General features: G+C 73.8%; 20 protein-coding genes. 3 read left to right on the plus strand and 17 right to left on the minus strand.

The genetic code is table 11. The features are described from left to right. Positions 1–89: 89 nt before the first annotated feature. The 10 genes from ACI79D_RS06010 to ACI79D_RS06055 all read right to left on the minus strand — a co-directional run bounded on the left by ACI79D_RS06010 (position 90) and on the right by ACI79D_RS06055 (position 11,951). Positions 90–1,598: a DEAD/DEAH box helicase gene (locus tag ACI79D_RS06010; protein WP_456917435.1), complete on the minus strand. Its 1,509-nt coding sequence runs from the start codon at positions 1,596–1,598 to the stop codon at positions 90–92. 230 nt (positions 1,599–1,828) lie between these two features. After that, positions 1,829–2,905: an adenosine deaminase gene (locus ACI79D_RS06015; RefSeq protein ID WP_456917436.1), complete on the minus strand. Its 1,077-nt coding sequence runs from the start codon at positions 2,903–2,905 to the stop codon at positions 1,829–1,831. Between the two features lie 62 nt (positions 2,906–2,967). Next, complete coding sequence (locus ACI79D_RS06020; protein WP_456917437.1) at positions 2,968–3,789, minus strand: ABC transporter permease; 822 nt, start codon at positions 3,787–3,789, stop codon at positions 2,968–2,970. Further along, entirely contained in the window at positions 3,786–4,691 is a 906-nt protein-coding gene (locus ACI79D_RS06025; RefSeq protein ID WP_456917438.1) for an ABC transporter ATP-binding protein, read from the minus strand. Before ACI79D_RS06025 ends, ACI79D_RS06020 begins: the two co-directional genes overlap by 4 nt. Positions 4,692–4,847: 156 nt before the next feature. After that, positions 4,848–6,131 carry a thymidine phosphorylase gene (locus tag ACI79D_RS06030; RefSeq protein WP_456917439.1) on the minus strand — a complete coding sequence of 428 codons (1,284 nt, stop codon included), beginning with the start codon at positions 6,129–6,131 and terminating at the stop codon, positions 4,848–4,850. Then, positions 6,128–6,547 (minus strand): cytidine deaminase, encoded by a 420-nt coding sequence (locus ACI79D_RS06035; protein WP_456917440.1) that lies wholly within the window; start codon positions 6,545–6,547, stop codon positions 6,128–6,130. Before ACI79D_RS06035 ends, ACI79D_RS06030 begins: the two co-directional genes overlap by 4 nt. 1 nt (position 6,548) lies before the next feature. Then, positions 6,549–7,835, minus strand: a complete 1,287-nt coding sequence (locus ACI79D_RS06040) for an ABC transporter permease (RefSeq protein ID WP_456917441.1) — start codon at positions 7,833–7,835, stop codon at positions 6,549–6,551. Continuing rightward, positions 7,832–9,067, minus strand: coding sequence for an ABC transporter permease (locus tag ACI79D_RS06045; protein ID WP_456917442.1), 1,236 nt, complete (start codon positions 9,065–9,067; stop codon positions 7,832–7,834). The genes ACI79D_RS06040 and ACI79D_RS06045 overlap by 4 nt, the downstream gene beginning before the upstream one ends. Then, entirely contained in the window at positions 9,064–10,650 is a 1,587-nt protein-coding gene (locus tag ACI79D_RS06050; RefSeq protein WP_456917443.1) for an ABC transporter ATP-binding protein, read from the minus strand. The genes ACI79D_RS06045 and ACI79D_RS06050 overlap by 4 nt, the downstream gene beginning before the upstream one ends. A gap of 239 nt (positions 10,651–10,889) precedes the next feature. After that, on the minus strand, positions 10,890–11,951 hold the full coding sequence (locus ACI79D_RS06055; protein ID WP_456917444.1) for a BMP family lipoprotein: 1,062 nt from the start codon (positions 11,949–11,951) through the stop codon (positions 10,890–10,892). A gap of 258 nt (positions 11,952–12,209) precedes the next feature. Between ACI79D_RS06055 and ACI79D_RS06060 the strand changes: the two genes are divergently transcribed. Continuing rightward, positions 12,210–13,520 (plus strand): D-alanyl-D-alanine carboxypeptidase family protein, encoded by a 1,311-nt coding sequence (locus ACI79D_RS06060; protein WP_456917445.1) that lies wholly within the window; start codon positions 12,210–12,212, stop codon positions 13,518–13,520. Here ACI79D_RS06060 and ACI79D_RS06065 read toward each other — a convergent pair. From ACI79D_RS06065 to hisC, 4 genes are all read right to left on the minus strand, one after another. Next, positions 13,423–14,424 carry a YihY/virulence factor BrkB family protein gene (locus ACI79D_RS06065; protein WP_456917446.1) on the minus strand — a complete coding sequence of 334 codons (1,002 nt, stop codon included), beginning with the start codon at positions 14,422–14,424 and terminating at the stop codon, positions 13,423–13,425. The two genes, ACI79D_RS06060 and ACI79D_RS06065, sit on opposite strands and share 98 nt — an antisense overlap. 97 nt (positions 14,425–14,521) lie before the next feature. Continuing rightward, complete coding sequence (locus ACI79D_RS06070; protein WP_456917447.1) at positions 14,522–15,091, minus strand: 2'-5' RNA ligase family protein; 570 nt, start codon at positions 15,089–15,091, stop codon at positions 14,522–14,524. Then, complete coding sequence (gene trpS / locus ACI79D_RS06075) at positions 15,088–16,110, minus strand: tryptophan--tRNA ligase (RefSeq protein WP_456917448.1); 1,023 nt, start codon at positions 16,108–16,110, stop codon at positions 15,088–15,090. Before trpS ends, ACI79D_RS06070 begins: the two co-directional genes overlap by 4 nt. A 63-nt stretch (positions 16,111–16,173) precedes the next feature. After that, on the minus strand, positions 16,174–17,286 hold the full coding sequence (hisC, locus tag ACI79D_RS06080) for a histidinol-phosphate transaminase (protein ID WP_456917449.1): 1,113 nt from the start codon (positions 17,284–17,286) through the stop codon (positions 16,174–16,176). Positions 17,287–17,343: 57 nt separating this feature from the next. Here hisC and galE point away from each other — a divergent pair, with 57 nt between their 5' ends. Further along, positions 17,344–18,300 carry a UDP-glucose 4-epimerase GalE gene (gene galE, locus ACI79D_RS06085; protein WP_456917450.1) on the plus strand — a complete coding sequence of 319 codons (957 nt, stop codon included), beginning with the start codon at positions 17,344–17,346 and terminating at the stop codon, positions 18,298–18,300. Positions 18,301–18,366: 66 nt separating this feature from the next. Here the strand turns inward: galE and ACI79D_RS06090 are convergent, their stop codons facing one another. Then, entirely contained in the window at positions 18,367–19,701 is a 1,335-nt protein-coding gene (locus tag ACI79D_RS06090) for a hemolysin family protein (protein WP_456917451.1), read from the minus strand. 248 nt (positions 19,702–19,949) lie between these two features. Here ACI79D_RS06090 and ACI79D_RS06095 point away from each other — a divergent pair, with 248 nt between their 5' ends. Next, on the plus strand, positions 19,950–20,801 hold the full coding sequence (locus tag ACI79D_RS06095) for a CAP domain-containing protein (protein ID WP_456917452.1): 852 nt from the start codon (positions 19,950–19,952) through the stop codon (positions 20,799–20,801). 65 nt (positions 20,802–20,866) lie between these two features. On the opposite strand, the gene ACI79D_RS06100 is transcribed toward ACI79D_RS06095, so the two are convergent. Both ACI79D_RS06100 and mdh read right to left on the minus strand, forming a co-directional pair. Then, complete coding sequence (locus ACI79D_RS06100; protein ID WP_456917453.1) at positions 20,867–22,084, minus strand: NADP-dependent isocitrate dehydrogenase; 1,218 nt, start codon at positions 22,082–22,084, stop codon at positions 20,867–20,869. A gap of 80 nt (positions 22,085–22,164) precedes the next feature. Next, positions 22,165–23,118: a malate dehydrogenase gene (gene mdh, locus ACI79D_RS06105; protein WP_456917454.1), complete on the minus strand. Its 954-nt coding sequence runs from the start codon at positions 23,116–23,118 to the stop codon at positions 22,165–22,167. Between the last annotated feature and the right edge of the window lie 65 nt (positions 23,119–23,183).

Here is a 23,183-nt window from a genome sequence, read left to right on the forward strand (position 1 = left end):
GGAACCGGGACCGGCCGCTGCCGTGTGGCCCTCCTGCAGGGTCCCGCCGCGAGCCTGCGAGTGGCGGGACCCTGCAGGAGGGTCCTTCTTCAGTCGGAGAAGTCCGCCGAGCGGCTGGGCCGCCGGCCCTGCCCGCGGTAGCCGCTGGGACGACGGTCCCCGCCGCCGGAGCGCTCGCCGTACGGGCGCTCGCCGTGGGACCGCTCACCCGCCGGGCGCTCGCCGTCCCGGCGCGGCCGGTCCCCGTAGGGACGACGCGGCCGGTCGCCGTCGCGACGCGGGCGCTCGCCGTCCCGCCGCGGACGCCGGCCGCCGGGACCGCCGGAGGGACGCCGGGACTCGCGCACCGGGCGCTCGACCGGCTCGACGTGCACGCCGCTGGCGACCAGCTCGGCGATCGGGGTGTCACCCGGGCGGACCCGGCTGACCGTCGGCTCCACCTTGGCCTGGCGGAACCGGCGCTTGGCCTGGCCCACCTGGTCGGGCAGCAGCAGCGAGACGACCACACCGGCGGCACCGGCGCGGGCGGTGCGGCCCGAGCGGTGCAGGTAGGTCTTGTGGTCGGTCGGCGGGTCGTAGTGCAGGACCAGCGAGACGTCGTCGACGTGGATGCCGCGCGCGGCGACGTCGGTGGCGACGAGCACCGGGCTGCGGGCGTCGGTGAACGCCTCCAGCGCGCGGCGGCGGGCCGACTGCGGCAGCCCGCCGTGGATCGCCTCGGCCTTGATGCCCACGGCCTTGAGGTTCTCGGTGAGCCGGTCGACGCCGAGCTGGGTGCGGGCGAAGACGATGGTGCGGCCCGGACGCGCGGCCAGCTCCTGGGTCACCGGGACCTTGTCCCGGAACGCGACGCTGTAGGCCAGGTGCTCGGCCGGCGGGGCGTCGTCACCGGGGCGCTTGACCTCGTGCCGGGCCGGGTCCTTGAGGTAGCGGCGGACCAGGGTGTCGACCTCGCCGTCCAGCGTGGCCGAGAACAGCAGCCGCTGGGCGTCGGGACGGGTCTGGTCGAGCAGCTCCTGCACGACCGGCAGGAAGCCGAGGTCGGACATGAAGTCGGCCTCGTCGATGACGGTGACGGCGACCTCGTCGAGGGTGCACTCACCCTGGCCGATGAGGTCCTGCAGCCGGCCCGGGGTGGCGATGACGACGTCGACGCCGCGGCGCAGCTGCTGGATCTGGCGGTACATGGAGGCACCGCCGTAGACGGTGGCCAGCTGCACGCCGGTGGCCTGGCCCAGCGGGGCCAGGTTGTCGTGCACCTGCTGGGCGAGCTCACGCGTCGGCACGAGGATGAGCCCGCGCGGCGCGCGGCGGCCGCGCAGGACGTCCTCACCGAGCCGGGCGAGCAGGGGCAGGCCGAAGGCCAGCGTCTTGCCCGAGCCGGTGGCGGCCTTGCCGAGCACGTCGCGCCCGGCGAGGGCGTCGGGCAGGGCGGAGGCCTGGATGGCGAAGGGGTGCCGGATGCCGCGCCGCTCGAGCGCGGTGACCAGCGGCTGGGCCAGGCCCAGCTGGGCGAAGGTCGGGCCGACCGGTGCGGCGGCCTCGACCTCGGGGGTCTCAGGGGTGGTCTGGACGTCGACAGTGTCGAACGTGGTCATGCGGGTGTGGGACTCCGATACGACTCGGGCGCGTCCCGTGGTGGTGCGCGGACACCGGCCGACCGGCGTCCTCACTGGCGATCACGACGTCAGGAGACGCTGCTGATCTGCACGGATGCGCTCATGCCCGGACGGACCGTCCGGGAGGATGACCGGCGAGTGCCGGTCCACTCACGGTAGCAGCGCAGCGCGACCAGGGATTCCCGAGCGCGGGGTGGCCCCCGCCACCCTCAGCCGCGCAGGGCGGCGTACCCGGGGCGGACCACGTCGGCCAGCAGCCGGTCCCGCTCCCCGTCGGCGAGGAACGCGCCGGCCAGCGCCCGCTCGGTGACCGTCCGGACGTCGTCCCAGTCCCAGCCGAAGGTCGCGACGACGTCGGCGAACTCGCTGGTCACCGAGACGCCGCTCATCAGGCGGTTGTCGGTGTTGAGCGTGACCGCGAACCCGAGCCGGTGCAGCCGGTCGACCGGGTGCTCGGCCAGCGACGGGTAGGCGCCGGTCTGCACGTTGGACGACGGCGCCACCTCCAGCGTCACGCCGTGCGCGCGCACCCGCTCCGCCACCGGGCCCAGCGTCCCGTCGGGCCCCACCTCGTCGGCGATGCGCACCCCGTGGCCCAGCCGCTCGGCGCGGGCGCCGTCCAGGGCGGCGACGATGCTGCCCACGCCGGCGGCCTCGCCGGCGTGGATGGTGCGGTGCGCGCCGGCCCGGTCGAGCAGGGCGATCGCCGAGGGGTGGCGGTCCGGCGGGAAGCCGATCTCGGGGCCGGCCAGGTCGAACCCGACCACCCCGGCGTCCCGGTGGCGGACGACGAGGCCGGCCACCTCGTCCCACCGGTCGTTCTGCCGCATGGCGCACAGCAGCGTGCCGACGGTGATCGGCGTGCCCGCCGCGGCCGCCTCCGCGCTGCCCTTGGCGAACCCGTCGAGGATCGCCTCCACCGCCTCCTCGATCGGCGTGCCCTCCGCCGTGAGCAGCTCCGGCGCCATGCGCACCTCGGCGTACACGACGCCGTCCGCGGCCAGGTCGAGCGCGCACTCGCGGGCCACCCGCTGCACGGCCTCGGGGCGCTGCATCACCCCGACGGTGTGCGCGAACGTCTCCAGGTACTGCACCAGCGAGCCGGAGTCGGCGGCCTGCCGGAACCAGCGACCCAGCTCGTCGGCGTCGTCCGCGGGCAGCGCCCGGTACCCGGCGGCGTCGGCCAGCTCCAGCACCGTCTGCGGCCGCAGCCCGCCGTCCAGGTGGTCGTGCAGGAGGACCTTCGGGGCGCGGCGGAGGTTCTCGGCAGTCAGCGGTGCACTCACGGTGACATTGTCGTTCGGTCGCCGCGCGGACTTCAGCCGGGGACGGGACGGGGACGCCTTCCTCAGTCGGTCCCGCGGTCCTGCCAGCGGAAGGTCAGGGCGCACAGGACCAGGCCGGCGACGCACCAGAGGCCGAGCACCAGCGCGACCGTGCCGAGCTCCCACGACCCCGCCGGTTCGCGGGCGGCCAGCGCGTCCGGGAGGAAGACCGAGCGCAGCCCCTGCGCCAGCCACTTCACCGGGAAGACCGCGGCGACGTCCTGCAGCCAGCCCGGCACCTGGTCGAAGGGCATGAACACGCCGGAGACGAACTCGAGCACCAGCGCGATGGGGGTGACCGTCGCCGACGCCGAGCGGCCGTTGCGGGCCAGCGTCGACACGACGATGCCCAGCAGGGTGCACGCCGCGGCGCCGAGGACCGACACCCACGCGAAGGTCAGCCAGTCGGTGCCCGAGGGCAGGTCGATACCGAACACGAGGACGCCGACGAGCAGGAGCAGCGCGATCGTCGCGACCGCCACCGCGAGCACCTGCACGACCTTGCCGGCGAAGTACGCGCTGGCGGGCATCGGGGTCCCGGCGAGGCCCTTGAGCGTGCCGTCCGAGCGCTCCGCAGCGATGTGGATCGCCATGTTCTGCAGGCTGGCGCCGACGATGCCGGCGGTGATGACCCCGGCCATGAAGTACTGCGGGAAGTCGACGCCGGCACCGAGGTCGTAGTCGAGCACCGCGCCCAGGCCCAGCAACAGGATCACCGGGAAGGCGAGGGTGAAGACCACCGACTCGCGCTGGCGGAAGAACTCCTTGAGCTCGACGCCGGCGCGGGTCAGGTAGACCCGGCCGAACGAGGGCAGCGCGGCCCGCTCGGGCGCGGAGACGGTCACGAGTGGTCCCCGATCATCTTCAGGTAGACGTCCTCGAGCGTGGGCCGGTTGACCGACAGGTCGGGCACCTCGCCGGGGAAGCGGGCGGCCAGCTCGCGCACGAACGCGGTGGGCGTCGTGGTCTCGGCGGTGCGCCGGACGCCGTCCTCGGTCCAGCTGACCACGGCGGGTGCGGTGCCACGCCCGCCCAGCGCCGTCGGGACGGCGACCTCCGCGAGCTGGCCGCGGGCGAGGACGCCGACCCGGTCGGCCAGCGTCTCGGCCTCGTCGAGGTAGTGGGTGGTGAGCAGCATCGTGGTGCCCAGGTCGCGCAGCGAGCGGATCAGCGCCCAGAACTGCCGCCGCGCCTCGGGATCGAAGCCGGTGGTCGGCTCGTCGAGGAAGAGCAGGCGCGGGCGGCCGACGATGCCCAGCGCGACGTCCAGCCGCCGGCGCTGGCCCCCGGAGAGGGCGCGGCCGCGGGCCCCCGCCTTGTCGGTGAGGCCGACGAGCTCCAGCACCTCGTCGGGGTCGCGGGGCTCGGCGTAGTACGACGCCCGCGCCGTGACCAACTCGCGGACCGAGAGCTGGCTTTCCCCCGCGCCCGACTGCAGCACGATGCCCAGCTGGGCCTTCCACCGGCGTCCGCCCTTGGCCGGGTCGACGCCGAGCACGCGAACGTCGCCGCCGTCCCGCTTCCGGTAGCCCTCGAGCACCTCGACCGTGCTGGTCTTCCCGGCGCCGTTGGGCCCGAGCAGCGCGAAGATCTCGCCCCGCCGGATGTCGAGGTCCAGGCCGTCGACGGCGGTGCGGTCCCCGTAGCGCTTCACCAGGCCGCGGATGGAGATGGCGGCGTCCGGGTCGAGCGGGTCGCCGGGCCGCGGCCTGCTGTCGGCCACCACGGGCGCGGACGTACTCGTCACGAGGAGACAGTCTCCCCCCTGGGGCGCGGGAGCCGAGGCACCCCCTCGACCGATCGCCGGCGGCGCGATCCCCGCGATCATGAAGTTCCGGAAGCGACGCACCGGGATCCGACGGCGCGTGGCTTCCCGGACTTCATGATCGCGGAGGTGACGGGGTCAGGACGCGGTGATGCGGTCCAGGACCAGGGGCAGCGGCTGGTCGTCGGTGCCGATCCCGATCGCGCCGTCCAGCGCCTCCAGCGCCCGCTCGATGCGCGCGGGGTCATCGGTGTGCAGCTCGAGCAGCGGCTGCCCCTCGGTGACCGGCTCCCCCACCCCGGCGGTCCAGGTGACCCCGGCCGCGGCCGACACCGGGTCCTCCTTGCGGGCCCGCCCGGCGCCCAGCCGCCAGGCGGCGACCCCGAGCGCGTAGGCGTCCAGACGGGTCAGCGTGCCGGTCGCCGGCGCGGGCACCACGTGCTTCTCCGCAGGCTGCGGCAGGGGCGCGTCGGGGTCCCCGCCCTGGGCGGTGATCATCCGCCGCCACACGTCCATCGCCCGGCCGTCCCGCAGCGCGTCCGCGGGGTCGACGTCGGACCGCCCGACGCCGGCCAGCATCTCCCGGGCCAGCGCCAGGGTCAGCTCGACGACGTCGGCGGGCCCACCCCCGGCGAGCACCTCCACCGACTCGGCGACCTCGACGGCGTTGCCCGCGGCGCGGCCCAGCGGCCGGTCCATGGCGGTCACCAGCGCCACGGTGCGCACCCCGGCCGCCTGGCCGAGGCCGACCATCGTGCGGGCCAGCTCGCGGGAGGAGTCCGGGTCCTTCATGAACGCCCCGGACCCGGTCTTGACGTCGAGCACCAGCGCGTCGGCGCCCTCGGCGATCTTCTTGCTCATGATCGAGCTGGCGATCAGCGGGATCGACTCGACGGTGCCGGTGACGTCGCGCAGCGCGTAGAGCTTCTTGTCCGCCGGGGCGAGGTCGTTGCCGGCCGCGCAGATGACCGCGCCGACCTCCCGCAGCTGGCGGAGGTAGGCCTCCTCGTGGACGTCGGCCCGCCAACCCGGGATCGACTCCAGCTTGTCCAGCGTGCCGCCGGTGTGGCCCAGCCCCCGGCCGGACAGCTGCGGCACCGCCACCCCGCAGGCGGCGACCAGCGGCGCCAGCGGCAGCGTGGTCTTGTCGCCGACCCCGCCGGTGGAGTGCTTGTCGGCGGTCGGCCGGCCCAGCGGCGAGAGGTCCTTGCGCTCGCCGGAGTCGATCATCGCCTGGGTCCAGACGGCGAGCTCGTCGGCCGACATCCCGCGGAAGAACACCGCCATGAGCAGCGCGCTCACCTGCTCGTCGGGGATCGTCCCGTCGGTGTAGGACCGGATCACCCAGCGGATCTGCTCCGGGGTCAGCCGGGCGCCGTCCCGCTTGGCCCGGATGACGTCGATCGCGTCGAAGGCGCTCACGCCCGCCCATCCCTCTCCGCGGCCGCGACCAGGTCGTCCGGCCCGAACGCGTCCGGCAGCACCTCGCGCATCGGGACGATCCCCAGCGACACGGTCTCGATGAGCATGTCGGCGCCGCCGTGCTCCCACAGCAGCTGCCGGCAGCGGCCGCACGGCATGAGTGGCTGCCCGTCCCCGCCGACGCAGGCGACGGCCACGAGCCGGCCACCGCCGGTGCGGACCAGGTCGCTGACCAGGCCGCACTCGGCGCACAGGCCCAGCCCGTAGGAGGCGTTCTCCACGTTGCAGCCGGTCACCACCCGGCCGTCGTCCACCAGCCCCGCGACGCCCACCGGGAACCGCGAGTAGGGGGCGTAGGCGTGGGTCATGGCCTCCCGGGCCGCCGTCCGCAGGGCGTCCCAGTCGATCTGTGGCACGTCAGTGCTCTCCTCTTCGGTACACGAGGCCGTCGGCCGCGGGCATCCGCAGGCGCTGGGACGCCAGCGACAGCACCAGCAGCGTGGTCAGGTGGGGGGTGAACGAGACCAGGCCGGGGGCCAGCTCGTCGATGGTCAGGAAGGCGACCAGCGAGCCGGCGGCGACCACCGCGGCCACCACCGCCCGCACCGCGCGCCGGTGCACCGCCTGCCAGACGGCCACACCGGCGAGCAGCACGGCCAGCAGCAGGAACAGCGCCACCACCGCCGAGCGGCTGCGCAGCTGCAGCGCGTCGGCGAAGCCGAACAGGCCGGCGCCGGCCGCCAGGCCGCCGGGGCGCCAGTTGCCGAAGATCAGCGCGGCGAGGCCGATGAACCCGCGGCCGTTGGTCTGCCCCTCGCGGTAGATGCCGGCGATGAAGACCAGGAACACGCCGCCCATCCCGGCCAGCGCGCCGGAGATGACCACCGCGACGTACTTCAGCCGGTAGACCGGCACGCCGAGGGAGTCGGCGGCCGCGGGGTTCTCCCCGCACGAGCGCAGCCGCAGCCCGAAGGCGGTGCGCCACAGCAGCAGGTAGGACGCCGGGACCAGCAGCACCGCGAGCAGGGTCAGCAGACCGACGCCGCTGGTGAGGCCGCGCAGGATGCCGGCGACGTCGCTGACCAGGAACCACTGCTGGCGCTCGAGGTCGCCGAGCAGGTCGGGGCCCGAGGAGAGCACCGGCACCGAGAACTCCGGCGGGTCGCTGGACAGCGCCGGCGACTGGGTGACCCCGCCGCCCGCCGGGTTGTCGGTGTAGAGCAGCTCGGAGAGGAAGCGGACGACGCCCGCGGCGAGGATGTTGATCGCCACACCGGAGACCACGTGGTCGACCCCGAAGGTGACGGTGGCGACGGCGTGCAGCAGCCCGCCCAGCGCACCGAAGACGATGCCGCCGACCAGCGCGGCCGCCCAGCCCCACTGGTAGCCGGCGAACCCGGCTCCCCAGGTGCCCAGTGTCATCATCCCGTCGAGGCCGATGTTGACCACGCCGGCCCGCTCGGAGAACAGCCCACCCAGGGCGGCCAGCCCGATCGGCACGGCCAGCAGCAGCGCCGCGGAGATCGTCGAGGACGAGGTGAGCGCCTGCTCGCCGCTGATCACCCGCACGGCCGAGACCAGCACGAGCGCGCCGACCAGCAGCCAGGTGACCCGGCGGGCCCGCCCGCCGCCGAGCAAGAGCTCGCCGACCGGGCCGCGGGCGGGGCCGGTCCCGGAGGTCCGGGTCGTGGTCGTGGCGCTCATGCCCCGGTCTCCTGCCGCTCGTCGGTCTGCTGGCCCGCGCCGGTCCCGCGGCTGACGCCCGCGCCGGTGCCCGCGTCCACGCCGTCGGCGGTGCGTGCGAGACCGGCGCTGCCGTCCCCGGTGGCCGCGGCGGGCCCGGCCTGGGCCGCGCCCCGCTCCGCGGCGCGCAGGGCGACCCGCCGGGCCACCTCGTTGGAGATGACCACGGCGAGCACGATCACGCCCTGGATGATCGTGACGACCGAGGCCGGGTAGTCCGCGATCTGCAGCGGCACCAGGGCCCGGTCGAGGAAGGCGAACAGCAGCGCGGCGAACGCGATGCCGACCGGGTTGTTGCGCCCCAGCAGGGCCACCGCGATGCCCAGGAAGCCCAGGCCCGAGGTGAAGTCGGTCGTGTAGCCGTGCGTCGTCCCGAGCAGGTCGGGCATGCCGACCAGCCCGGCCACCGCCCCCGACAGCAGCATCGTCTTGACGACCATCGCGCGGGCGTCCACGCCGCTGGCCCGCGCCGCCGACGGCGACAGCCCGGTGGCCCGCAGGTCGTAGCCGAACCGGGTGCGGTTGAGCAGGACGGCGACCACGACGCCGAGCAGCGCGGCCACCACGAGGAACCCGTAGAGCTGCCGGGGCGGGTTGGCCAGGCCGAACAGGTCGAACAGCCCGTTGAGGCTGGGCATCCACCCGGACTCGGGGATCTCCTTGGTGCTGATGATCGACGCGCCCTCGGGGCTGCCCCGGAACGGCCCGGTGAGCAGGAACGACGCGATGCCCAGCGCGATGAAGTTGAGCATGATCGAGCTGATGACCTCGCTGACGCCGCGGGTCACCTTGAGGACGGCGACGATGCCCGCCCAGATCGCGGCGACCGCCATGGCGACCACCACGATCAGCAGCACGTGCAGCGGGCCCGGCAGGACGACGGCGGCGCCGACCGCGGCGGCCATGACCGTGGCCAGCCGGTACTGGCCCTCGACACCGATGTTGAACAGCCCCATCCGGAACGCGATCGCGACCGCCAGCCCGGAGATGAACAGCGGGATGGCCCGGTTGAGGATCACGACGATCGCGGTGACCTGCTGGGTGGGGGTGTCACCGAAGTTGACCATCACGGCGAACACCTGGAAGGGGTTGACCCCCAGGACGGCCATGACCAGGCCGGAGATGACGATCGCCGCGACGATGGCCAGCAGCGGCGCGACCAGGGCCGCGCCGAGACGGCGCAGCGCGCTCATGCCGCACCCGCCGTCGTCCGGGCGCCGGTCATGTGGCCACCGAGCTCCTCCGGGGTGACGTGCGCCGGGTCCAGGTTCGCGACCAGCCGGCCGCGGAGCATGACGTGCAGCGTGTCGGACAGGCCGATCAGCTCGTCGAGGTCGGCGGAGACCAGCAGGATCCCCAGACCGTTGGCGCGGGCGTCCTTGAGCAGCTCCCAGATGACCGCCTGGGCGCCGACGTCGACACCGCGGGTCGGGTGCGCGGCCAGCAGCAGGCGGGGCTGTGCGCTCATCTCCCGGCCGACGATGAGCTTCTGCTGGTTGCCGCCGGACAGGGCGACGGCCAGCGTGTCCGGCCCCGGGGCGCGGACGTCGTACTCGCGCATGATCCGCTCGGTGTCGGCGCGGGCGCCCCGGCGGTCGATGAACGGGCCCTTCACCGCCGGCGGGCGGGTCTGGTGGCCGAGGATGCGGTTCTCCCACAGCGTCGCGTCCAGCAGCATCCCCTGCCGGTGCCGGTCCTCGGGGATGAAGCCCAGCCCGGCCTCCCGGCGGGTGCGGGTGCTCCAGGAGGTGATGTCCTCCCCGCCCAGCGCCACGGTCCCGGCCGCGACCGCGCGCAGCCCCATGACGGCGTCCACGAGCTCGGCCTGCCCGTTGCCCTCGACGCCGGCGATGCCGACGACCTCCCCCTCGCGGACCACCAGGTCGACGTCGTCGACGAGCGGCCGGCCCGCGAGGCTGGCGACCGTGACGCCGCGCAGCTCGAGCACCGGTGTGGGCCGGACCGTGGAGGTGCGGGTCTCCGGGGAGGGCAGCTCGGAGCCGACCATCATCTCGGCCAGCTGGCGGCTGGTCGTCGTCCTCGGGTCGGCGGTGCCGACGGTGGTGCCGCGGCGGATGACGGTGATCGAGTCGGCGACCTTGCGGACCTCGTCGAGCTTGTGCGAGATGAAGATGACGGTGAGGCCCTCCCGCTTGAGCTCGGCGAGGTTGCCGAACAGCTCGTCGACCTCCTGCGGCACGAGGACGGCGGTGGGCTCGTCGAGGATCAGCGTGCGCGCGTCGCGGTAGAGCACCTTCGCGATCTCGACCCGCTGCCGGTCCCCGACGCCGAGGTCCTCGACCAGCGCGTCGGGGTCCAGCCCCAGGGAGTAGGCGTCGGAGATCTCCCGGATCCGGCGGCGAGCCGCGGCCCGGTCCAGCCGGCCGCCGCGGGTGGGCTCGCTGCCCAGGACGATGTTCTCCAGGACGGTGAAGTTGTCGGCCAGCATGAAGTGCTGGTGGACCATGCCGATGCCGGCGGCGATCGCGTCGGCGGGGCTGCGGAAGTGCACCTGCCGGCCGTCGACGAGGATCTGGCCCTCGTCCGGGCGGTGCTCGCCGTAGAGCGTCTTCATCAGCGTCGACTTGCCGGCGCCGTTCTCCCCCACGATGGCGTGCACCTCGCCGCGGCGGACCCGCAGCTCGATGTCCTTGTTCGCCACGACGCCGGGGAAGCGCTTGGTGATGCCGCGCAGCTCGACGGCCAGCGGCGCGGCGTCGCCGTCCCCCGCCGGCGTCCCCGTGGGGACACCTGCGGCCCCGTGTTCTGGAGGCATGGTGGGCCCTTCCCCTCGCTGCGCCCCTGCGGGTGTGCGGGGCACGTCCACTCTGCTGCATCGGTGACGCGGGATCGACCGCGGCCACCGCTCCCCCGGCCCGGGTTCCCCGGCCCGCCGCATGATCGCCCACGGCCGGCTGGGGGAGGGACGCAGGGGTCCTGCTCGCGACAGCGGGCCCGGGGGCGCGTCCTGCTCCCCCGGGCCCGCTGCCGGTCGTGCGTGTCAGCCGATCGTCGTCACGGGGTGGTCGGGACCGTGATCGTGCCGTCGATGATCTGCTGGCGGTAGGTGTCCAGGTCGCCCTGGATGTCGTCGATGAAGCCACCGGTGGTGGCCAGGCCGACGCCGTCGGACTCCAGGTCGTACCGCTCGTCGGTGCCCCCGGCGACGTTGCCGTCGACGAACTCGCCGATGAACGTGTCGACCGCGACGTCGACGCGCTTGAGCATCGAGGTCATGATCACCGCCTGGAGGGCCGGGTCGTCGACCGTCTGGTACTGGTCGGAGTCGACGCCGATCGCCCGGCCACCGGAGGCGGCGGCCGCCTGGAACACGCCGATGCCGGAGCCGCCCGCCGCCTGGTAGACGATGTCGGCGCCGCCGTCGTACATGCCCTGGGCGATGATCTGCGCGCGGGCCGGGTCGTTGAACCCGCTGAAGTCACCGGCCGGCGAGATGTACTGGCTGTTGATGGCGATGTCCGGCTTGACCGCCCGTGCCCCGGCCTCGTAGCCGGCCTGGAACTTCTGGATCAGCGGGGTCTCCACGCCGCCGACGAAGCCGATGCTGTTGGTCTCGGTCTTCAGCGCCGCCGCGACGCCGGCCAGGAAGGAGCCCTGCTCCTCGGAGAACAGCAGACCGGTCAGGTTCTCGGGGTTGCCGGCGTCGGCGACCGAGCCGTCCACCTGCGCGAAGGTCACGTCGGGGTACTGCGCGGCGACCTCGCCGATGACGTCGCTGTAGGCGAAGCCGACGGCGACGATCGGGTTGAAGCCCTGGTCGGCCAGCTGGGTCAGCAGGTCGGCGCGGTTGGACGCGTCGGCGTTCGGGCTGAGCTTGGTGACCTCGCCGCCGTGCTCCTCGATGGCCTGCTCGACGCCGGCCACGGCCGCATCGTTGAACGAGCGGTCGCCCTCGCCGCCGGTGTCGAACGCCAGGCCGATCTGCAGGTCGCCGGCGGCCTCGCCGCCACCCCCGCCGGTGCTGCCGCCGCCGGCCTCGTCGCTGGCACAGGCCGCCAGGGCCATGCTGCCGGCCAGCAGCAACGCCGCGGCCTTCATCCTCCGCGCTCGGCGCAAGACGCTCTCCTCTCTGGGGGAACGAGCCGCACTCGTGCACCGGCCCGTCCCGGTGGGATCCGGGTCGCGCGCCGCCGGACCGGCGCTGCCGGGGCGGTAGAACGCGCGACCTGGGCACGCTAACCGCGGCCGACGGCCGCGCCGCAGCCCGCGGAGGAGACCGAGATGCGATCGTTGCGAAGGCGACCCGGGCGCGTGGCATGCGCCACCAGGACGGTCCGGGGGGACGCCGGCAGCCGCCGGGTCTAGCGTGCCCTCGTGCGACGGCGGACGGCGGCAGCCCGGCTCGCGGCCGCCGTCCTGGCCGCCGGGATCGCCCTCGCACCCGGCGCCGCGCTCGCCGAGGACCCGCGGCCCACGGCCGACCCGCTGGCCCCCACCCCCACCGCGCCGCTGCCGGGCGGACCGCCCCAGGGCAGCGGCCCGGCCGGGGTCACCGTCGGCGGGGAGGGGCTGGACACCCGCGGCACGGTCGCCGTCGACGGCGCTCCCCCGCTGCCCGACGGCGTCGTCGCCCCCGGCTGGCTGGTGGCCGACGCCGACACCGGCGCGGTGCTGGCCGCCCGCGACCCGCACGGCCGCTACTACCCGGCGAGCACGCTCAAGACGCTGACGCTGCTCACCCTCGTCCCGCTGCTCGACCCCGACGAGGTCGTGGTGGGGACCGAGGAGGACGAGGCGATGGAGGGCAGCCGGGTCGGGCTGGTGGCCGGGGGGCGCTACCCGGTCTCGCTGCTGTTCCAGGCCCTGGTCATGCAGTCGGGCAACGACGCCGCCAACGCGCTGGCCCGGGCCGCCGGAGGGGTCGAGGTCACCGTCGAGGCGATGAACCAGACGGCGGTGGCGATCGGCGCGTACGACACGGTCGCAGGGTCGCCGTCCGGGCTGGACGTGGCCGGGCAGACCTCCTCCCCCTACGACCTGGCCCTGGTGTTCCGCCGGCTGGTCGACGACCCGCGCACCGAGGCGATCCTGACCACGCAGCTGGCCGCGATGCCCGCCGTGGAGGGCAGGTCCGAGGGCTACCAGATCCAGAACCAGAACCCGCTGCTCACCCGCTACCCCGGCAACCTCGGCGGCAAGACGGGGTTCACCGACGCCGCCCGGCACACCTTCGTCACCGCCGCCGAGCGGGACGGGCGCCGGCTCGTGGTCAGCGTCATGGGCACCGAGAACACCCCGCTGCGCGCCGCCGACCAGGCCGCCCTGCTGCTCGACTGGGGCTTCGGCGTCCCCGCGGGCGGCAACGGGGTCGGCGTGCTGGTGGAGTCCGGTGCCGACGTCGTGGCCACGCCCTCGGCCACTCGGCTCCCGGCCCCGGCCGCCGTCGCCGCCCCGGGCACCCCCGCGGCGCGCGGGACGACCGGCGACTCCCCGCTGCTCCCCGCGGCCCTGGGCGCCGCGGCGGTCGGGGTCGTCGTCGCGACGGTGGTCGGCGTGCGCCGCGCGGTGCACGTGGTCCCGCCGCGGGTCAGCGGTCGGCCGGCGGCACCACCGGATCCGCGCGCTCGCGGACCACGTGGACCGCGCCCTGGACCCGGCGCAGGGTCGCGGTCCACGCCGCGGTGAAGAAGGCGAAGCGGCAGACGAGGTTGATCCACACCAGGATGCCGACGGCGCCACCGAAGGCCGACGCGGTCACGCTGCCGGAGATCAGCGAGAGGTAGAGGCTGCCGAGCAGTTTCATCACCTCGAAGCCGGCCGCGCCGAACAGGGCCCCCGGCAGCAGCCGGCGCAGCGGGTGGGTTGTCGACGGCACCACCTTGAGCAGCCACAGGAAGACCAGGACGTCGGTGGTGACCGCCAGGGCCAGGCCGAGGACGAACGTGAGCACGCCCAGGCCGGGGGCGTCGTCCAGGCCCAGGAGGCCGAGCAGCCAGCCGGTGGCCTGCGTGACCACGCCGGTGAAGCCCAGGCTGAGCAGGCCGGTGGCGCCGAGCAGGACCAGGGCGAGCAGGTCCTGGAGGTTGTCGCGGAGGAACTCCGGCTCGTCGGCCCGTCCCCGCCAGATCCGTTCCATGCCGATCCGCAGCTTGTCCATGGCCCGCAGCCCGGCGTAGACGAAGCCGGCCAGCCCGATGACCCCGACGACGCCGGCCGACCCCACCGCCGCGCGCAGCTCCCGGACGATCTGGTCGCCGGTGGAGCCGGGGAAGGTGTCGCGGATGGCGGCGTAGAGCTCGTCCTGCAGCAGCTCGTCGCCCGCCAGCACCAGGCCGATGGCGGAGGCTGCCAGCAGCAGGACCGGGACCAGCCCGAGGAACACGAAGTAGGTGACGCCGGCGGCCATCAGGTCGCCCTGCGTGCGCCGGTAGCGCCCGCCGGCGCGGGCCAGGTGGTCGAACCAGGGCTGGCTGCGCCGCAGCCGGGCGACGAGCGCGTCCCAGCCCGCGGCCAGGCCGGCGATGCGGCTCCGGAGCGTCGGGCGGTGGTCGCCGGGTGGCGCGGACGGCTCGGCCCGGGGCGCAGTCATCGCGGCCCAGTCTGCGGCCCGGGCACACGGTGGGCGACCCGGTCACCCCCCACCCGACGTCGGCGGCCGCTCGACGGCCCTGCAGGAGGGTCCGCCTTCAGCGGGGCGGGCCGGTGAGGGGGTACTCGCGGGCGACCGCCCAGGCGCCGTCGGGGGTCTGCTCGAACTCGGTGAAGGAGGTGACGCGGAACTGCGCCGAGAGGTCGGCCAGTCCGCAGTAGGCGAGGTCCAGCATGTCCGGGGGGACGTCGTGGGCCACGGTCACGTGCGGGTGGTACGGGTAGGACAGGCCCCGGGACAGCGGGCCGCGGCGCACGTCGTTGGCGATCAGCTCGCAGTTGCCGATGCCGCGGGCCACCGCCACGAAGACGACCTGCGAGACCGGCGCGAAGGTGCCCGTACCCGACAGGTGCATGTCGAAGGGCGGGTGCACCCGCGCCACGTCGGCCAGGTGGGCGGTGATGGCCGGGCGGTCGGCGGTGGCCACCTCGGTGGGCGGCAGCAGCGTCACGTGCGGCGGGACGAGGCTGGCCTGCGGGTCCCCCACCTTGGTGCGCCAGTCGACGAACAGCTGCGACCACGGCTCGGGGATCGGGACGACGACGCCGAGGACGGAGGTCTCCGGCACCACGCTGCGACTGCGCGGGACGAAGGTGTCGTCGTTCACGCGCCCGCTCCCGCTGCTGGCAGGAAGCCGACCCGGTCGTACACCGCGGCGACGGTCTCCGCGGCGACCTCCCGCGCCCGTGCCGCGCCCGCGGCGAGGACCCTCTCCAACTCGGCCCGGTCGTCGAGCAGCTCCAGCGTCCGCTGGCGCACCGGCGTCACGAAGTCGACGACGACCTCGGCCAGCTCCTTCTTGAAGTCGCCGTAGCCGCGGCCGGCGAAGCGCTCCTCCAGCTCGGCGACCGAGGCGCCCGACAGCGCGCTGTGGATGGTCAGCAGGTTGGTGATGCCCGGCTTCTCCACCGGGTCGGCGACCACCTCGCGGCCGGTGTCGGTCACCGCCGAGCGGATCTTCTTCGCCGTCACCTTGGGGTCGTCGAGCAGGAAGACGCAGCCGGCCGGCGGCAGGCTCTTGCTCATCTTCTTGTCCGGCGACTGCAGGTCCATGACCCGCGCCGCGCCCTCGGGGATGATGCCCTCCGGCACCGGGAAGGTGTCGCCGAAGCGGCCGTTGAACCGGGAGGCCAGGTCGCGGGTCAGCTCGAGGTGCTGGCGCTGGTCCTCACCGACGGGCACCTGGTCGGCCCGGTAGACGAGGATGTCCGCGGCCATCAGCACCGGGTAGGTGAACAGGCCGACCGTCGTCCCGGCGGCGCCCTCCCGCTGGCTCTTGTCCTTGAACTGGGTCATCCGGCTGGCCTCGCCGAAGCCGGTGAGGCACTCCAGGACCCAGGACAGCTGCAGGTGCTCGGGCACGTGGCTCTGGGCGAACAGCGTGCTGCGCGCCGGGTCGACGCCGAGGGCCAGCAGCTGCGCCGCCGACACGAGGGTGTTGCGCCGCAGCTCCGCGGGGTCCTGCGGGACGGTGATCGCGTGCAGGTCGACCACGCAGTAGTAGGCCTCCGTGGTCTCCTGCAGCTGGACCCACTGCCGCAGCGCACCCAGGTGGTTGCCGAGGTGGAAGGAGCCCGCCGTCGGCTGGATGCCGGAGAGCACACGGGGAAGAGGCACGTCGGCCATCAAACCAGCCGATCCTGGGCCCGTGCGCTGCGCGTCCCGAACGTCCTCGTCACGGTCGGCGGGTCACGCGGCCGGTGTGGCCGAACGCACCTCGTCGAGCGCGGCCAGGAAGACGTCGTCCTCCTCGGGCGTGCCCACGGTGACCCGGATCCCCTCGCCGGCGAACGGCCGGGTGATGACCGCCCGCGACTCGAGGGCGGCAGCCAGCCCCGCGGCGTCCTCCCCCACCGGCAGCCACACGAAGTTGGCCTGACTGTCGGCGACGTCGAACCCGCGCTCGCGGAGGGCCTCGGTCAGCCGCTGCCGCTCCCCGGTGACCGCCGCGCAGCGCCGGCGCACCTCGTCCTCGCTGGCCAGGGCGGCGACCGCGGCGGCCTGGGCGAGCATGTTCACGCTGAAGGGGACGTGGGTCTTGCGCACCGACTCGGCCACCGCCGGGTCCTCGGCGACGAGGTAGCCCGCGCGCAGGCCGGCCAGCCCCCACGCCTTGGAGAAGGTCCGCAGCACCGCGACGTTGGGGCGGCCGCGCATCACCTCGAGCCCGTCGGGGACGTCGAGGTCGGTGACGAACTCGCGGTAGGCCTCGTCCAGGACGACGAGCGTGTCGGCCGGGACGGCGTCCAGGAACCGCTCGAGCTCAGGCCGGCGCACCGCCGTCCCGGTGGGGTTGTTCGGGTTGCAGACGAAGACCACCCGCGTGGTCTCGTCGACGGCCGCGGCCAGCGCCTCGAGGTCGTGGGTGTCGGCCGGCCCGCCGGGGCGGCCGGGCGCCAGCGGGACCTGGATGGACCGGGCCCCGGCCACCTGGGCCAGGAGCGGGTACATCTCGAACGACCGCCAGGCGAAGGCGATGCTCGTGCCGGGGTCGTTGAACGACTGCGCCAGCTGCTGGCAGAGCATGACCGCGCCGCAGCCGGTCACGACCTGCGCGGGGTCGACGTCGTACCGCTCGGCCAGCGCGGCGGTGAGGACGACGGCGCCGTTGTCGGGGTAGCGGTTGCTCTCAGCGGCGGTGGCGGCCAGCGCCTCGACGACGGCGGGCAGCGGCGGGAAGGCGACCTCGTTGCTGGCCAGCTTGACCGCCTGCGGCACCCCGATCTCCCGGGCCAGGTCGGCGGGGTTGCGCCCCGGCTTGTAGGCGGGCAGCTGCTGCACCGCCGGTCGTGCGCTGACCACTGGCTCTGCCTCCTGACCGCGCCGTCCGCGCGGGGCGCGGATCTCTAGGGTGGGCGCATGCGCGTACTCGTCGCCGGCGGGGCCGGCTACATCGGCAGCGTAGTCACGGCCGCCCTGCTCGCGGCGGGCCACGAGGTCACGGTGCTCGACGACCTGTCCACCGGGCACGCCGACGCCGTCCCGGAGGGCGCGCGGCTGGTGCGGGCCTCGCTGCACGAGTCGGGCCCGGTGCTGGCCGACGTCCGCCCCGAGGGGGTGCTGCACTTCGCCGCCAAGAGCCTCGTCGGTGAGTCGCAGGTCCGGCCGGAGATCTACTGGGACACCAACGTCGCGGGCACGCTGGCGCTGCTCGAGGCGATGCGCGCCGTCGACTGCCGGCGGATCGTCTTCTCCTCCACCGCGGCCACCTACGGCGAGCCCGAGCAGGTGCCCATCCGCGAGGACGCCCCCACCCGGCCGACCAACACCTACGGCGCCTCGAAGCTCGCCGTCGACACGATGCTCACCTCGTACGCGACCGCGTACGACTTCGCCGCGGTGAGCCTGCGCTACTTCAACGTGGCCGGCGCCGCCTACGGCCTCGGGGAGCGGCACACCACCGAGACCCACCTCATCCCCATCGCGCTGCAGGTCGCGGCCGGCACCCGGGAGAGCATGACCGTCTACGGCGAGGACTACCCGACGCCGGACGGCACCTGCATCCGCGACTACATCCACGTCGCCGACCTGGCCGACGCGCACCTGCTGGCGCTGACCGCCCCGCAGCCGGGCGAGCACCGCATCTACAACCTCGGCAACGGCACCGGCTTCTCGGTGCAGCAGGTCGTCGACGCCGTCCGCGAGGTCACCGGGCACCCGGTGCCGGTGGTCGTGGGCGAGCGACGTTCGGGCGATCCCGCCCAGCTGGTGGCCTCCAGCGACCGGATCCGCGCCGACCTCGGCTGGACGCCGCGCCACACCGACCTGGCCGGCATCGTCCGCGACGCCTGGGACACCGCCCGCAGCCGCGGCTGAGAGAGAGGACCCCGCTGCCCCCGCCACTCGCACGCTCGCGGCGGGCCCCTGCAGCGGGGCCACGAGCTAGGTCCCGATGGTGCCGGTGTGCACCGTCGCCGGGTCGATCTCCGGCTCGGGGGCCCGGCTCACCGAGATGCGGGCGATCCGCCGTCCGTCGAGCTCGAGCACGGTGAGCGTGCGGCCCTCGACCGTCACGGAGTCCCCGGGTTCGGGCAGTTTGCCGAGCACGGCCAGCACGTAGCCGGCGACCGTCTCGTAGGGCCCCTCGGGCAGCTGCAGGCCGGTCGCCTCGCGGAAGTCGTCGAGGTTGAGCAGGCCGTCGACCTCGTGCGGTCCGCCGGGGACCTCGCCGCCGTCGTCGGTGACGTCCTCGTCGTACTCGTCGTAGATCTCCCCGATGACCTCCTCGATGAGGTCCTCGAGGGTGACGATGCCGTCGGTGCCGCCGTACTCGTCGACGACGATGGCCAGGTGGTGGTTCTCCCGCCGCATCTCCGACAGCGCGGTGAGGACGCCGGCGGTGCCCGGCAGCCGCTTGACCTCGCGGACCAGGTCGCCGACGGTCGCCGCCCGGCCCGCGGGGTGGTTGGGCAGGAACAGGTCGCGCACGTGCACGAACCCGACGACGTCGTCCTCGTCCCGCCCGACGACGGGGTAGCGGGAGTGGCTGGAGTCGTGCACCTGCTTGGCCGCGCGGCTGGCGGTCATCGACGCCTCGAGGAAGTCCACCTCGGTGCGGGGCGTCATGACCTCGCGCACCTCGCGGTCCCCGGCCCGGAAGACCTCGTTGATGAGCCGCCGCTCGTCGGTGCTCAGCGACTCGTGCGCGCTGACCAGGTCGCGCAGCTCCTCCTGGCTGATCGCCTCACCGCTGGCCTTGGGGTCCCCGCCCAGCAGCCGCACCAGCACGTTGGTCGACTTCGACAGCAGCCAGATGACCGGGCGGAACAGCTTGGCGATGGCGTTCAGCGGCGCGGCAACGATCAGCGAGAAGCCCTCGGCCCGCTGCAGCGCCAGCCGCTTCGGGGTCAGCTCACCGACCACCAGGGAGAGGTAGCTGATCGCGATGGTGACCAGGACGAGGGCCAGGGTGCCGGCAAGACCCTCCCCCATCCCGAGCCTCACGAGCCAGTCGGCGAGCGGCTCGGAGAGGGTGCTGGCACCGAAGGCAGCCGAGAAGAACCCGGCGAGGGTCACCCCGACCTGCACCGCGGCCAGGAAGCGGTTGGGGTCGCTCAGGAGCCGAGCCACGGCCTTGCCGCGCCGTCCGCCGCTGTCGGCCATCGCCCGTACCTGGGACTCGCGCAGGCTCACCAGCGCGATCTCCGCCCCGGAGAAGGCCCCGCCGATCAGGACGAAGACGACGACCATGACGATGTTGAGCCAGACGTCGCTCACCGGCGGCGCGCTCCTCGATCTGCTGTGGGCATGACGGTCTCCATGCTGCCCGCCAGGGCCGCGGAGGACACCGCTCGGGAGGGGTGAAGTCGAACGCGATGTGATCTCACTCACAGTCTCCTGTCGACCACGTTCCGCGCCCGGCTACTCTCAATGAAGTTACGTTTCGTGATCTAGCAACTCGTGAGGGTTACCCCGTGCACCACGTACCAGCGGGTCCCCCGCTGTCTTCCCGCATCGCCGCGAGGATGGGCCGCCTGTTCCGCCGGGTGCTCCCGGTGCTGGCCGTCGTCGCCGTGGTGGCCGGTGTCGCCCTCGCCGTCCCGATGGTCTCCCGCGTGGTGACCACCGCCTCGGACCAGGTGGCGCTGGACGGGTCGTCCTCGTCCTACGGGACGACGACCTCCGGCGACCCGACCCCGTCCGGGGACGCCATCTCCGGCGGTGCCACGGTGCAGATGGGCGTCGACGGCGACCCCGCCGCGCCCGCACCGTCGACAGCGGCGGAGTCCCCGGCTGCGGCCTCGACCACCCCGGCGACGGAGGAGCCCGCGGCCGAGGCGGACACGCCGGACGCGACCGCCGACGAGCCGGCCGCGTCCTCCCCCGACGAGCCGGCCGAGGAGACCGCCGACGAGCCGACCGCCGCCGAGGAGGCCGCGGACGAGCCGGCCGCCGCCGAGCGCACGGCGGCACCCGCGGCCGCGGCCGCGGCCTCCGCCGACCCCGGCACCGAGGGCCAGGTGCTGGCGCTGGTGAACGAGGCCCGCGCCGGAGCCGGCTGCGCGCCCCTGGTGGCCGACACCGGCCTGGCCGCCGTCGCGCGGGGACACAGCGCCGACATGCGCGACCGCGACTACTTCTCGCACGACACCCCCGACGGGCTCTCGCCGTTCGACCGGGCCGAGCAGGCCGGGGTCGGCTACGCGCGGGCGGAGAACATCGCCTTCGGCCAGCCGGACGCCGCCGCGGTCATGGAGGCCTGGATGGACAGCGCCGGGCACCGGGCGAACATCCTCGACTGCGACCTGACCAAGCTGGGGGTCGGCGTGGCCGAGGGGCCCGGCGGCCCGTGGTGGACCCAGCTGTTCGGCGCCTGACTGCTCCCGGACGCACGTCGGCCCCCTCACCCGGTGGGTGAGGGGGCCGACGCGGATGAGCCGTCCTACGACGCCATGGCCTTCTTCAGGTTGCCGTCGATGGCCGCCAGGAAGTCCTGGGTGGTCAGCCACGGCTGGTCCTTGCTGATCAGCAGCGCGAGGTCCTTGGTCATCTGACCGCCCTCGACGGTGTCGATGCAGACCTTCTCCAGCGTCTCGGCGAAGCGGGTCACCTCGGGGGTGCCGTCGAGCTTGCCGCGGTGGGCCAGACCCCGGGTCCAGGCGAAGATCGACGCGATCGGGTTGGTCGAGGTCTCCTTGCCCTGCTGGTGCTGGCGGAAGTGCCGGGTCACCGTGCCGTGGGCAGCCTCGGCCTCGACGGTGCGGCCGTCGGGGCTCATCAGCACCGAGGTCATCAGGCCCAGCGAGCCGAAGCCCTGGGCCACGGTGTCGGACTGGACGTCACCGTCGTAGTTCTTGCAGGCCCAGACGTAGCCGCCCTCCCACTTCAGGGAGGCGGCGACCATGTCGTCGATGAGCCGGTGCTCGTAGGTGATCCCGGCCTGCTCGAACTGGTCCTTGAACTCGGACTCGAAGACCTCCTGGAACAGGTCCTTGAACCGGCCGTCGTAGGCCTTGAGGATCGTGTTCTTGGTCGACAGGTAGACCGGGTAGCCACGCTGCAGGCCGTAGTTCATCGAGGCCCGGGCGAAGTCGCGGATCGACTCGTCGAGGTTGTACATCGCCATGGCGACGCCGCCACCGGGCGACTGGAAGACCTCGTGCTCGATGGGCGCGGAGCCGTCCTTCGGCGTGAAGGTCAGCGTCAGCGTCCCCTCGCCGGGGAAGCGGAAGTCGGTTGCGCGGTACTGGTCACCGAAGGCGTGACGGCCGACGACGATCGGCTTGGTCCAGCCCGGCACCAGCCGCGGCACGTTCTGCATGATGATCGGCTCGCGGAAGATGACGCCGCCGAGGATGTTGCGGATGGTCCCGTTGGGCGAGCGGTACATCCGCTTGAGCCCGAACTCCTCGACCCGCGCCTCGTCGGGCGTGATCGTCGCGCACTTGACGCCGACACCGTGCTTCTTGATCGCGTTGGCCGCGTCGACGGTGATCTGGTCGTCGGTCTCGTCGCGCTTCTCGATGCCGAGGTCGTAGTACTCGAGGTCCACGTCGAGGTACGGGAGGATCAGCTGGTCCTTGATGAACTGCCAGATGATCCGGGTCATCTCGTCGCCGTCGAGCTCGACGATCGTCCCCTCGACCTTGATCTTCGCCACAGGTTCTCCTTGTGCTCGTGTGGCCCCGCTGCAGGGTCCCGCCGCGAGCGTGCGAGCGGTGGGGGCAGTGGGGTCCTTCTTCAGAGGTCGGCTACGTCGGCCTGCTTGGCGCGCACGGCCTCGGCCGCCTCACGCAGCCCGGCCAATTCGCTCTCGGTCAGGTCACCCTCGACCACGCGCCGGACGCCCTCGCGCCCGATCTCGGCCTCGACACCCAGGTACACCCCGGAGATGCCGTACTCGCCGTCCACCCAGGCGCAGACGGGCATGACCGCGCCGGAGTCCTCCATGACCGCGCGGGCCATGCGTGCCGCCGCGGCCGACGGCGCGTAGTACGCCGACCCTGTCTTCAGCAGGGCCACGACCTCCGCACCGCCGTTGCGGGTGCGGTCGACGAGGTGCTCGATGCGATCGGCCGGCAGGACGTCGGCCAGCGGCTTGCCGTCGACGGTGCAGCGCGAGGGCACCGGCACCATCGTGTCGCCGTGCGAGCCGAGGGTCAGGGTGCGCACCGAGGCCACCGGGACGCCGAGCTCCTCCGCGACGTTGTTGGTGAACCGGGCGGTGTCGAGCATGCCGGCCTGGCCCATCACCCGGTTCTTCGGGAAGCCGGTCGCCAGCTGCGCCAGGGCGGTCATCTCGTCCAGCGGGTTGGAGACGACGATGACCACGGCGTCCGGCGAGGTCTGCGCGATGTTCTCGGCGACCTGCCGCACGATCTTGGCGTTGGTCTCGATCAGGTCCATCCGGCTCATGCCGGGCTTGCGGGGCAGCCCCGCGGTGATGACGACGACGTCCGAGCCCTCGGTGCCCTCGTACGAACCGCCGCCGACACCGACGACCTTCGTCTCGAAGCCCTCGATCGGCCGGGACTGGTTCATGTCGAGGGCGATGCCCTCGGGCTTGCCCTCCACGATGTCGGTGAGCACGACCGTCTCGAAGAGGTCGTACTCCGCGAGGCGGAGGGCTGTGGTCGAGCCGTAGAACCCGGCACCGACGACGGTCACCTTGCCGTTCCTGGGCTGCTCTGCCATGGCGGCCAACCTATCGCTGAGAGCGGACCACCGCCTGAGCGGGTCGCGCGCCCCGCCAGGAGGGT

Source organism: Geodermatophilus sp. SYSU D00708 (assembly GCF_054050115.1).